The organism is Lacihabitans sp. LS3-19 (assembly GCF_024343575.1).
Lineage (GTDB): Bacteria > Bacteroidota > Bacteroidia > Cytophagales > Spirosomataceae > Leadbetterella.
This window is the reverse complement of sequence record NZ_RJUA01000010.1, coordinates 1-14602: the sequence shown is the minus strand read 5'-3', so window position 1 is coordinate 14602 and position 14602 is coordinate 1. Positions and strand designations below refer to the sequence as shown.

At 35.7% G+C, this 14602-nt stretch carries 4 protein-coding genes; 2 read left to right on the top strand and 2 right to left on the bottom strand.

Annotation, left to right across the window (positions count from 1 at the left end):
- Window positions 1-35: 35 nt before the first annotated feature.
- Window positions 36-1952, bottom strand: a complete 1917-nt coding sequence (locus EGI22_RS09810; protein ID WP_255068095.1) for a M1 family aminopeptidase — start codon at window positions 1950-1952, stop codon at window positions 36-38.
- Window positions 1953-2075: 123 nt separating this feature from the next.
- Entirely contained in the window at window positions 2076-2708 is a 633-nt protein-coding gene (locus EGI22_RS09805; RefSeq protein ID WP_255068094.1) for a response regulator transcription factor, read from the bottom strand.
- 309 nt (window positions 2709-3017) lie between these two features.
- On the opposite strand from EGI22_RS09805, the gene EGI22_RS09800 reads away from it, so the two are divergent.
- A complete protein-coding gene (locus tag EGI22_RS09800; protein WP_255068093.1) occupies window positions 3018-3332 on the top strand; it encodes a LytTR family DNA-binding domain-containing protein in 315 nt (104 codons plus the stop codon).
- Window positions 3333-3448: 116 nt separating this feature from the next.
- A partial coding sequence (locus tag EGI22_RS09795; RefSeq protein WP_255068091.1) for a right-handed parallel beta-helix repeat-containing protein occupies window positions 3449-14602 on the top strand: 11154 nt, incomplete at its 3' end.

Genomic DNA, 14602 nt, shown 5'->3' with positions numbered 1-14602 from the left:
ATTGAGAATAGAATTCCCAAAAACCAGTCCAAAGCTTAGTTTTTAATGAAGGTTTTTGATTTTAAGTAATTTTCACCAGAAAATTTCAAGATGTATTGACCAGCAGGAAGCTTAGAAATATTGTGTTTTTTTGTATTTATTTCCAGAGAATTTATCAATTGACCTTTTGAATTTAATAATTCTATTGAGCTAACCTCCTTTGGGATTTCTTTAATTTCTATCGTTTCCATTCCAGGGTTTGGGTAGATCATTATTTCATTTTCAGATGTATTGGTGATGGACGTAACTTCACCCAAATCCAATAATTCTTTCATGATAAAATTATCGGGGTCAAACTGAATATCTTTTACGGTTTCAGGTATATTTTCAAAAGTGAAAGTTTTGGTTTGTTCGTCCACAAAGCGTGTTTCCAATAGCTCTTTTCCAGAATTCAAAACAATTTTGAACTGAACGGGCATTTTGAAAAACGAAGGGTTGCTGCTAAGTTTTTCCTGACTTATTTCCACACCAACAGATTGATCACCCAATTGTTTGTAGGAGAAAGTATATTTTGGATAGTTTACGCCATATATCCATTCATCAAAGAAATATTTTAAGTCGGTACTTGTATTTTTTTCAAGGAATTTCCTGAAATCATCAATGGAAGCAGCTCCGTAGGCATATTCAGAGTTTTGAAAATCCTTGAGGCTTTTAAAAAATGCTTCATCGCCCAATACACCTCTGAGCATGTGCAATACCACGGCACCTTTTCCGTAAGTCAGGGCGTAGTCAAAAATCAAGTTTTCGTTGGTTGGATCAGAAATAAAAATAGGTTCTGTAGTTTTTTTTGCTCGAGCCATGTGGTCTAAAATAGGCGTATAATAAGCCGCACGTCCATTTTTATGTTCCTCATACAAGGCTTCTGAATAGGAGGCGAAGGCTTCGTTCATAAAAATATCTGCCCAAGTCTTGCAGGTTATTTTGTCGCCAAACCACTGATGGGCCAACTCATGCGAAATCAAATCTACCGAAAATCCTCCCATGGAGCTTACGGTCTGATGTTCCATGCCCCCACCAAAATTGCACATGGCATGTCCATATTTTTCGTCTATAAAAGGGTATTCTCCAAAAGTGTCCGAAAAAAACTGGAGCATAGCCGTGGTTTCGTCCAATAGTTTTTTTACGTTAGTCGTAAGTGTTTCAGGATAGATATAATGGCTGACAGGCATTGTTTTTCCATTGTATACAAAACTGTTTTCGTACAATTGATAGTTAGAACAAGCTATCGAAATCAGATAATGGGATATCGGGTGGCTGTTTTTCCACTGGTAAGTTTTGGTATTGTTTTGGTTATTGATAAGACCTTTTTGGACACCATTAGACACCGAAACAAAAGATGAGGGTAGCGTAATCCAAACCTCAGAGCTATCGATTTTGTCTGAGGGGTCATCCTTACAAGGCCACCAATCAGGTCCGCCATAAGATTCACTCAAAGTCCAAACCACAGGTGATTTGGCTGCCCCGTGAGTGGAAACACTAAAACTCCCAAAAGTAGAAGTGCGGGGATTGCCTTTGTAAAATATTTCCAGGCTTAAAATCTCGTCTTTTTTTAGGGTATTTTTAAATGTAATATTTACTTGTTTAGATGTTTGGCTAAATGTCAATTTATTTTTATTCCATATCACAGAATCCACTTTCATGGGACTGTTGAGGTCAAAGCTGCAGGTTGAGATATCAGTCAAGGCTTTTAAAGTCGTAAACACACTGCCATTTAAAAATTTGTTGGTATAGTCAATGTTAAGTTTTAGTAAATGATACTTTATGTCAATATTTTGGTCGCCAGGGTAGGCGAATCGAGCATTTTCTTTGTTGTAGATAAAAGCCTTTTTTTTTGCTAATGAGCAAGCTTCCCCATTTAATGTTTGAGATTTGGCGGAAATGGTAAAAAGGAGAATTAAAGCAAAATATTTCAAAAGCCTATTTGTTTTATAATACGAAAATAGGTCATTTTTTAAATACCTTTTAAAATAAGCATTTAAAATCTAATAAATAGGAAGACAAATGCTTTAAAATAGGCCAAAACAATAAAAAAAGAATCAATCTTCAAATTCCGAATAAATCTTCAAAAGTTCTGTGACTTTGTTGATTCCAAGTTTATTATAAATGTTTTTGCGGTGAGCTTCAATGGTATGGAAACTGATACCCAATCTATTGGCCATATCTTTGGAAGAAAAGCCATCTTTTATCAAAGTAATAACCTCTAACTCACGTCCACTTAAATTATATTTTCTTTGAATTTTAGATTGATGATTGTTATTACCGAAAGTTCCAATGCCAGGGTCATAAAAGCTACCATCTTTGTAAACAATTTTAATTGCAGCAATAAGCAATTCCTTTGGAGAGGATTTCAAAACATATCCTGAAGCACCATTTTTGTTGGCATATTCCAAATAGATTTGTTCGTTACTATTAGCAAGCATTATGATTTTGCTACTTGGATTCTGTTTATGAGTAGCATATAAAAAATCCCAAATGTTTTTTCCCATTCCATTTGCGTCGAGTAATATGACATCTGGGGCAAAAGATTTGATGTTTTCTGCTATGGAAGTATCTGTTATAGTATAACCTTCTACATCTTGCTCTTCCGTATTAAGAAGCATTTTTAAGGCATCTATATATAAGGTTTGATTACTTAAGATTAAAACTTTTATTGTTATTGGGCTACTCATTATTTAGTAGATTTAATGGCTTTTAAGTTTACCGATAATTTTATTTAACGGTTACTTTTTTAAAGATAAACACAAATTTTTAAAATTTAAAATTTATTTATTATTCGGTAAGTTTTACTTTTTGTCTCAATAAAGTTAAAATAAATTCCAGAATAATTTATGTTAATTGTTTTCAGGTATAAAAATCTGTATTTATACCTGAAAATATTTATTAAGTAGTATTAAAAAGTTATTAAAATACCAGTATTATGGAATTGTAGTACCAAATGAAACATTGGAATTTTGTATTATTCAAATACCGAATAAACTATGGAATATTACTACTTAAAAAAAAATGACGCCGTTGAAATTAGTCAATTGGTTTTATTGGAGGCCATTGAAAATTATACTTTGTTCCATCTGAATGATGGATCCAAACTTATTTCCTCTTCTACGCTTAAACGTCATCAAGAAAATCTTTGCAATAGTAAATTCTTAAGAGTTAATAGGTCAATGCTTATTAACTCTCAATTCATTGTTAATACCATTCTAAAAAAAGATACTCATTTTATTCGCCTTCAAAATGGAAAGGAGATTAGAGTATCTAGGAGAAGGGTTGACACAATAGTAGATATAGCATCTTAATTAAACCTCTGTTATTTAAATACAATTATTATTAAAACCTTAAAAATCCCTCAGTTATGAGATCAAATTTTACATTTATCTTTTCAAATACTAGCAAGATTAAGCTTAATTTTTTTATGCTTATATTATCGCTTATATCATTTTTTCCTGAATCCATTTTTGGACAAGTTGTTTACCAGTATGTTGACGATGTAAATGGAATCCCTTTTAGCGTTAATGCCAATGCGACTGGTTCCAACTTATTAAGAGGAGCTGGGCTTTTGTCAACTGGAGTTTCATGTACAAGTGCTAACCAAGGATTTGGTTCAACCGATTGGTACAATTCAACAGCAGCTAATATTTCTACTGCTAATGCAAATGGAGAATTTGTATATTTAACTATTACACCAAAAGCTGGTTATAGATTAAATCTTACAGGTTTTAAGGCTAGCTTAAGATCTCCTAATGGACCAACTTCAATTCGTTATTCTTATACAATAGGAAGCGGTTCTTATGTCGAAAACGGGAGTAGTTTAACCCCAGGAACAAGTTCTTCATGCACAAACTCAGGTATAGAAAGATCTTGGACTTTTTCTAGTTCCGTTATAACTACAGAAACTGTAACTTTTAAGATTTATGGTTTTAACTCTCCTTCTTCTGCAGGTGAAATGCAATTAAGAAATATTGAAGTAGCAGGAACGATTGAATGCAATCCTGCCTTGGTTGCTTCTATTACTCCTTCTTTACCTTCTATATGCGAAAATGATCAAATTACATTAAATGGCCTAGTTTCAGGAGGAAGTATACCTAGCTATACCCATTTATGGGAAATCGTTTCTGGAGGTTCGGGTACCGGTAGTTTGTCTTCGCCTGGCACTAATTCTTCAAACATTTTTACAGGTTTATCTGCAGGTTCAGTTAATGTTAGATATAAAGCTTCCTACGGATCGGCTCCTTCATGTGAGGTGATTTCTCCAAATGAAGTGGTAACAGTAAATGGAATTCCAACAATTTCATTAACTGGAACTTTAGAAAACTGTATTGGAAGTACTTCGGAAAATATTGAATATTCTGCTACTACCCACTCACCTGATAAATATAGTTTGAATTTCAACCCGAGTGCTGAATCTGAAGGTTATTCGGATGCATTGAATATGACTTTAGGAGCATCTCCAATTATTGTCTCTATTCCAGCTTCTGCAACACCTTCTACTTATTTTGCAACTCTTGTTGTTGAGAATGGTACGACAGGATGTCAAAGTCCTGTTTATAATTTGGATTTTATACAACATGCATTACCTGTTGTTTCAGTTTCTGGCTCAAATGAGGTTTGCCTAGATTCCGACATTACACTAGTTGGGAATTCAATTCCTGCAAAGGTTTCTGATTCATGGGATACATCATCTCCTGGTATTGCAAGTGTTGGTATTGATGGTTTTATAATTGGTTTAGGCGTGGGTAATACTGATATTACTTATACTGTTACAGATATCAATGGATGTATAAATACATCTGATATTCATAATGTTGTGGTTAATGCTTTACCAGTAGGTACTCTAATGTTTACAGAATCATCAGGTTCAATAGCAGATGATGGCGAGGTTTGTTCTGGTGGGGAGGTAGATTTTACAGCAACTCTGGGTTTTGATAATTATAACTTTAAGTTAGATGGGTCCTCTGTACAAAACGGGTCCTCAAATACTTACAGCACGACTTTTACCTCTTCCGGTGTAATAACAGTAGAAGTAACTGATGGTAACTCTTGCTCATCTACCTTTATTGGTGCCAATATTACAGTTGGCACTTGCAATGTAACTAATGTCAATACTTCGAAAAACTTTGTAACTATTCAAGCGGCAATTGATGATGCTGGAACATTGGCAGGCCATACAATTGCATTAGCAGCTAGTAATTTTAACGAGCAGGTGATTGTAAATAAAGAACTTATTATAAAATCAGCCACTGCTACTAAAGCAATAATTGATTTTACAGGAACAGTCACTGGAAAACCAACAATTTTCGATATTTCTGCTAACAATGTTACTGTTGAAAATATAAATTTCAAAGTAGATTTATCAAAACTTAGAAGTGCGGTTGTAGCAAGCGGAGCTGGAATTGATAACATTACAGTTAAGGATAATTTAATAGAACCTTATGGAACTCCTGCTGGCTCTTACGGAGAAAGAAACGCTGTAAGTGTCAACTATGGAGCTTACAGAGTGGCAACGGGTGGGGTTAATACTGTAACTTTTTCAGGTAATACTGTTACAGCTGGAACCTACCCTACAATGTTCCGTTCAGGTATTTCGGTTGATGAAGTTGGAGGTACATTCTCAGGTAATACATTGGCAACAATCAACCATGATATTTTAGTTAGGTTTGGAAGTAATGGAGATATTACGATTGATGATAATGATATTAATGGTGGTGGTATTGAACTGACAGAACAAAATGTAGGAGCAGGAACACTCAGCATCACAAACAATACACTTGATGCCACATGGGCAAATAATTTGGCACCTTACTCGCCACTTATAAGGTTGAAAAATAATTATACCTTTAGACCAACTACGGTAAGCGGTAATGCCTTCTCCAATCATCTTTGGGGATTAAGTTTGGAAAACTATAATACAGTAACGGTTGATAATAATATTTTTACTCCTCTTGCTAATTCAACTACTTATCGCCATATAACGGTTGATACCAAGGAATTGAGTAGCTCGTCAAGTGGTTTTTACCAGCCGAATGTAAGTGCTACAATTACAAAAAATACTTTTAATGGTTCTGGTACAATTGGTGGTATTGCTTTAAGTTTTGCTAATCAAGACAATGATAGCCCAATCTTTGGTGCATTTGTATTAGGAACCAATGGTTCTGAAAATAATTTTAATGCTGGTATTCAATCCTATATTAAACTTGAAAACATAACAGGAACAGTTAGTCCAAATGCAACAACAGCTGTACCTTGGAATCAAAACTTAGATGCTCAATTCAATGTTTTTGACGGACAAACAGGTGCTACTGCCAGCCTTACCGAAAATTTCGCAATAGAAGATAAAATATTCCATAAAATTGACAATAATGTTTTAGGTTTTGTTTTAGTTAAAGCCAATAATGATTTTGTAACTTCAAATAGTGGATCGATTCAGCAAGGAATAAATGTTGCCTCTTCTGGGTTTGAGGTAAACGTTGGTCCTGGTACATTTACTGAAAATGTTACTGTTAATAAATTTGTAAAAATCAAAGGTTCGGGTAATACCACAATTGTTCAAGGTGTTGGTAATACAGGCGATTTATTTACTTACCCAGCAACATCTTCGGGTACTGATGCCATGAATAGGGCTTCAATTGAATCAATGAAACTAACGAATGCTCAAAGAGGTATATACACCAATGAATCTGCAAATTTCTTGAGAATAAAAGAGGTGAATTTTGATGCATTAACTAGTTACGGTTTGCAAATCAATAATACTGCAGGAAGTACAGATGATTGGTTAATTGATAATAGTGTTTTTAACGCCACTACTGGGCCAGGTTTACAAATAGGTACTGCTGCAAAAGTTGAGAAGTTGGCTATTCAGAATTCTACCTTTACAAATAATACCTCTGGTGCTATTTATGTAGGCCAAAATTCTGCAGGTACGGGTATTTTTAATGATGTTACGATTACTGGGTCGACATTTTCTAATAATGGTGCTACAAATAACCAAGCAGCTTTGTATATTGAAAAATTGTCGAATGCTACTATTTCAGAAAATACTTTTACAGATAATGGTATTTCGACTAATCCGCGTTCCATTATATTAAATCTTAAATATGATGATTATTCTGATTTAGAAATTTTAGATAATATAATGAATGAAACAAGAGCAGGAACCATGGTTAATGGCTACGGTTTATTTCTTGCTGGACGCAACGACGCTTCCTATAGTTCTAATCCTGCCTCTGTTTCAAATGTTACTATATCCGGAAATGAAATATCAAGTTTCCAAAATGGAATTGGCTTAGAAAATAACGTTGATTGGAATTCGACAACTGTTAATAATAACAGTGTTGCAAATTCCAATACTTCTATATATGGAGTTGGAGCGGGAACTGGTAAAACTTTGGAAGTTCACAATAATTCTTTTATAAATTCAGGTACTTATAGTGTGGCAAATGGTGTGGCATCAAGTACAATTAATGCAGATTGTAACTGGTTTGGAAGTACTGCTTTAACCGCAATTCAATCCAAAATAGTAGGAAATGTAACTCTTGATACTTGGTTGGTTAATGGCACTGACGATGCTCCTGCTACTTCTGGTTTTCAACCCGTTGCAGGTTCTTGTACAGGATCTCCGATAATTATCGCATCAACTACCCCTGACCCAATAACCTGTGGTGAAACTACTGGAGGAATAAACATCGTGTTTTCGGGGGGGACGGCACCCTATGACATTAGTTGGAGTGGTGTAGCTTCAGGTTCTGCTACTGGTATTAGTTCAGGTTATGATGCAACCGGTTTAATTGCTGGCTCTTATACTCTTGTAGTAACTGATGCCAACGGGTCTACTGCTTCTGCAGATGATATTGTGTTGAATTTGCCCGTTTCTAATACTAGTGCTTCAACTTTCTTTGCAACCATTCAGGAGGCTATAGATGCCGCTTCCTCTGGTAATATCATTGAAGTTTGTGATGGTACCTATACCGAAGATATTTTAGTCAATAAGCCGATAACACTTAAAAGTGTAAATGGAAGTGCTCTTACCACTATTGCTGCTGCTTCAGCGAATTACACTATAAATGTGACTGCAGACGATGTTACAATTGATGGTTTTACTATATCTAATCAGGATAAGGCATTCGGAATTTATTCTAACAATAATAGTGGCTTAGTTGTTAAAAACAACCATATTACCAATGTAGGAGGAGCTTCTTTAGTATCAGTAAATGTGTATGGTATAGCAGTAGAAGCAAGTGCCAATTCTATAAATGATGTCCAAATAACAGGAAATACCATAGATGATATCAATGGTGGAATAAAAGGGTCTATTGGAGGTGTCGCTGTCGGTTTTTCCACAGGTGATTTTGATGTATCAAATCTTTTAATTGATAATAATATTATTAGTAATATAGACGCAAGCACTTTAGCTTGGCCTGACGGTAGAGGGGCATATGGTATTCAAATAAATCTTGGATCTAGTGCTGGGGGAACAGGTACTGTTATTGGAGCCATGATATCAAATAATGACATTTCAGATTTAGAAGGTTTATGGGCAACAGGTATTGGGCTTGAAGGTGATACTCCAGGTGCAATTGTTTCCCATAACGATATATCCGATATTACTGATCATAAAGGACCATCAAATCCTGATGCATCAGGTATTAAAATTGAAGACAATGATGGAGCAGCCACAGTAGTTATCAATAATAATAATTTTTCAAACATCGGAAGCGGTACTTCAAATGATGGGTTTGGTGTAAATAATTTTACTACTACAATCGTAAACGCGAATAACAACTATTGGGGTGCAACGGATGGTCCATCTGTAGTTGGAATTGGAGCTGGTGTGAAGGTTACCTCTTATGTTACATTTTGTCCTTATTTAAATGATGTTGATGGTGTCGGGGTATCAGTTGGTTGTCCAGTCAAAAATGTTGATACAGATAAAACTTTTGTAACTATTCAATCGGCCATTGATGATGCTGGTACTGATAATGGAGACGTAATTGAAGTATCAAGCGGTACTTATGATGAGCAGGTTATGGTTAATAAGGAATTAACTTTGAATGGAGTTGGAGCATCTAAACCTATTGTCAATTTTACCGGTACGGCACTAGGAAAGAACAGCTTGTTTGATGTTTCTTCGGATAATGTTACCATAAATAATATTCAATTTGATGTAGATCTTACCAAGCTAAGTAGTGCGATTGTAGTATCAGGTGCAGGGATTGATAATATTGCGATTACCAATAATCAAATTAACCCAATTGGAACAAGTGCAGCAGCTTCAACTGGAAGTTATGGACTTAGAAATGCTATAAGTATAAACTATGCTGCTTATAGAGTTGCCACTGGTGGAGTAAATAATATAACTGTTACTGGTAACACTGTAACAGCAACAAATGACGATGGATTTGGAATTAGTAGACTGTTTCGATCGGCAGTTTCGGTTGATGAAGGAGGTGGTACCTATACTGGAAATGATTTTACCTCAATAAATCAGGATATTATGGTTCGTTTTAATAGCAATGGGCCAATTTTAATTGATAATAATACTTTTAGAGGTGGAGGAGTGCAAACGAATTCACATAATGCAGGAGGTGGACAGGTAGATATTACTAATAATACTTTTGATTCTCCATTTGCTAATACATATACAAGTTCATTAAGATTACAGTATAATAATCAGGATAAGCAAACAAATGTTACAGGAAATACATTCAACAATCACAATTGGGGAATTAGCCTTGAGAATTATAAAAATGTACATATCAGCGACAATATATTTACTCCGTTAACCAATTCTACGACTTTCAGGCATATAACTGTTAATACAAAAGTCTTAGCTTCGGATAATCTACCAATAAGTCAAACAACAATTGATGCTGATATTTCAAAAAATACTTTTAATGGTTCAGGTATATCGGGCGGAACTGGTATTGCATTTTATAATCATGATAATACTGCCGCCAGTTTTGGTACATTTACTATAGGTACATCTGGAAATGAAAATGAGTTTAATTCGGGAATTTCTAATTTTATTTATTTAGGTGACCAAGTAGGGAATTCTGATGTAATAGGTTTCCCTGAATATGCCGGGGCAAGTGCGAAAGTTACGCCTGCAGTATGTTGGTCCAATGATCTTGATGTAAAAAATAATAAATTCGATGTAGGTGCAGGATTACAATTACCATCTGCTATGAATTTAACTCAAAGAACTACCTTAGAATCTAAATTAACACATAAGCCTGATCTTGCTTGCCTTGGTGAAATTCAGTACTTCTTGCCCGTTCACAACACTACTCAAGATACTTATTTCGCTAATATTCAGCCAGCTGTAGATGCTGCAGTTGCAAATGACGTAATTGAATTAGCAGAGTGGACATTTAATGAAAGGGTGGTGATTGATAAATCGCTAACGCTTCAAGGTACTAATACCGATAAAACATTAACAGTCATTGATGGATCGGGTTTGGGAAATGGGGACGGAATTCAAATTGCCTCTGGTATAACAAACGTAATACTTAAGAATTTTACACTTCATAATTTTGCTGGTGTAAACGGAAACTCAGATGCTGCAATTTATGCAATAGGTCAAAACAATGGACTAACAGTAGATAATGTGAAAATTTCTTCGGCCACACTTTCGGGTGGTTCAGGAATTTATGCAAATGGACCAATAAATGGATTTACAGTAACAAATTCAGATATTTCAGACAGGGGTAATTCTGCCCGTGGTATAGTAATCTGGAATGGTTTTAAGGAAAATATTACAATCACAGGAAATACCCTAAATAATAATATTTGTTGTGGAATTGAGTTGCAGGATGGCACTGCCTCGGCAGTTAATATTTCCAACAACTTAATAAATATAGGCTCAGGTGACAATGCATTAGGCATTAATGGCTTAAGAACCAACACTGGAAGTAATCATATCGAAGGAAACACTATAACAGGTGGAGGTAGATTTGGTATAGAAATTAAAAATCCGTGGGATAATGATAATGGTTCTAATACGACTACTGTTTCTAATAATACAGTTACACTTTCAAATGAAAATACGGATATCAGAGATAGGGCTGGTATAGCAGTCTTTAGAAGAGGAGTGCTTTCTTCAAATCCGGATAGTCATCCAGATGCTCCCAATGGTGTAATAATATCTTTAAATGCAATTGAAAATTATAAACAAACCAATGCAACTTCAAGCTCAACAGGTTTTGGTATTGTGATTGAAGGTGAAAATCACACTGTAACTGGAAATTTATTGACAAATAATGATGTAGGTATTCAACAGCAAGCAGGACATACCCCATTTACTTCTGATAATATTGGTGATGGAGACCAAACTAACATAGCTGATTTGTATTTTGGCAGAGGAAACTCTCCAGTATTGTGTAATAACACTCTATCCAGCAATAGTCATTTTGGCAATGGAGTAGACGAAAGGATTGTAATTGGTGGCGGCTTAGGAACTATTGCTACTGAAGTTACACCTACTGTTGATGATGTTACAGATATAGTAGTTTGTAACGGTGACGCCATTTCAACGATAGTATTTTCGGGAAATAATATTCCAGGAGTGGTCTACAACTGGACAAATTCTAATGCTGCTATAGGTTTTACAACTTCTGGATCTGGTGATATAGTAGGATATACTTCCTCTAATACAACTAGTTTAGCAATTACAGCCATAATTACAGTAACTCCAATTGTTAACGGATGTGAGGGTACTCCGCAAGATTTTACAATTACAATAAATCCTACCCCATCTGTTGATGTAGTTGGAAACCAAGTTTTATGTGCTGGAGAAACAACTACTGCAATCTCATTTTCTGGAAGTGGGACTAGTTATACTTGGGTAAATGATAATGATGCAATTGGATTGGCATTGTCGGGAACAGGTGATATCGTTGGTTTTACAGCCACAAATACCACTGGCGTTCCCCAAATAGCTTATGTCACTGTTACTCCAAACTTTACTGGAAGCTCACTGTCATGTGCCGGAGTGTCAAAAAGTTTTTCAATTTCGGTAACTGATAATTCTACTGCTGAATTGATATGCCAAGATGATGTAGAATTAGACAATGACGTAAGTTTGTGTACGGCAGTATATAATTTTGATCTTCCTAAGGCATATGATCCTGTGTTTTTTGATGGATGTGAAAATGTTAATTGGCAAACAACTAATTTGGGTTGGAGTAATTATAATTCACAATTAACAAGAGAACTTTCAGGATTGTTAATTTCTTCAGATGGTGTTTCTCATGGCTTAATTGACAATACGGTATTGCCTGCTTCACCTGATGATTATACTGGTGCTTTTTCAAGACTTGGTGGATATAGTTCAACTTTTGGAAATGGATTTAGAAATCGAGTAGATGTATATATTGATCTAGACGATCCTGCTGTTTCAGCGAACACCTATGGATGGGATGTGTCTTCAGCCGTAAGTACCCAGTCAAATTCTCACAGACGTGATTTTGTTTTTCATACATCATCTAATGCAACTGGAAATGTTTTGATTGGTGGTAGTAATGGAACCAACTTTACCCGTAGAAACGATTTGGCGTCAATAAATAATTATGAAATTACTGCCTCTGGATGGTACACTTTTGAGTGGATGTTTGTAGACAAAGGAGATGGTACATTAAAAGCTGATATGAGTGTGTTGGATAATAGCGGAACTAAACTTTGGACAGAAACTCGCAATGACCCTTCAGATATAATTGCCACCCAAATTGGTGGTAGTAGATACATGTGGTTTACATTTATTGAAGCGGATAATTTAAGAATTGATAATGTTGAGAAAGCAAATATTTTAAATACTTCTTCTGACATTGCAAGTGGATTTGCCTTTCCAGTAGGAACTACTACAGTTACAGTGACTTCTGAAGCAGATGCATGTGGTGCTCAGGCAGTTTGCACTTTTGATGTAATAGTCAAAGATGTAGATGCTCCTTTATTTACTAACTGCCCTACAGATGTTGTAATTTGTGCCGATGATGCCGAGTATTCTTGGACGCATGTGACTTTAACAGATCAGTGTTCATTAACTGGTGGATTGGAAGAATTAACTTATACGCTCACTGGAGTTACTTCAGCTGGACCTGTTACAGTAACATCTTTTGTCGGTGGTACAATGGGAACGGAAACCTTTAATGAGGGAATAACTACCGTTACTTATTCTGGAAAGGATGCTGCTGGAAATTTAGTATCGAATGTTTGTAGCTTTACAGTAACTGTCAATCCTGTTGCAATAGTTGATCCAGGAACTTATGCTCCGATTTGTCAGGGCACTTCTGTTACTTTAGGCGGTTCATTCTCAGGGGCGGCAAGTTCTGCCACATGGTCTGATGGTACTACAGGAGGAACGTTCTCTCCGAGCAATACTGATTTAAATGCTATTTATACACCACCTGCTAACTTTTCTGGTGCCGTAACTTTGACTTTAACTTCGGATGATCCAATCGGGCCTTGTAATGAAGTAAGTTCCGATGTTGAATTGATAGTGAATCCTCTACCTACTGTTTATAATGTTGCTGGAGGAGGGGTTTATTGTGTTGGAACTACTCCACCACCAATCACATTAAGTGGAACCCAAATTGGTGTAAACTATACTTTAAAAACGAATAGTTATCCATTTTTCTTTGGACCTACGATTTCAGGGACAGGAGGGGCAATAAGTTTTGTTTCGCCATCTAATTCAGGTGAATATTTTATTGAAGCACTTAATACTACAACCAATTGTTCTGTTTTGATGAATGGTACATCGATAATAGGTGTTGGTGTTCCACCAGTTGCTAATGTTATTAATAAAATTGATCCTCTGTGTAATGGATTTGAAACAGGAAGTTTTAATGTTAATGTCAGCCAAGGGTTTGCACCTTTTACTTATGCTCTAAATGAAGGGTCCTTTGTAAGTAGTAATAGTTTTACGGAATTAGGAGCTGGATTGTATACCATAACAATAAAAGATGGAAATGGATGTACTTCTACAGTAAATACTACTATAATTGATCCTTCTCCGATTGTTCTAGTAGTTAACGACCCTGCAGCTGTATGCTCACCAAGTACTATTGATTTAACTGCTCCATCAGTAACAACGGGGTCAAGTTCTGGTTTGACTTTTGAATATTTTACTGACACTGAGGCTACAATTTTATTGACATCTCCTGACGCAGTAACTACTACCGACACTTATTATATTGTAAGCTCTAATGCAAATGGGTGTTCTGATACAGCATCTGTAAATGTCATCATAAATACTCCAACAACCAGTGAGACCACAGAGTCAGCTTGTGGAAGTTTTGACTGGAATGGAACAACCTATACAGCGTCGGGTACATATACATTTACAACAACGAATGCAGCAGGCTGTGATAGTGTAGCCACTTTGTTATTGACCATAAAAGAAGCAACAACCAGCGAGACCACAGAGTCAGCTTGTGGAAGTTTTGACTGGAATGGAACAACCTATACAGCGTCGGGTACATATACATTTACAACAACGAATGCAGCAGGCTGTGATAGTGTAGCCACTTTGTTATTGACCATAAAAGAAGCAACAACCAGCGAGACCACAGAGTCA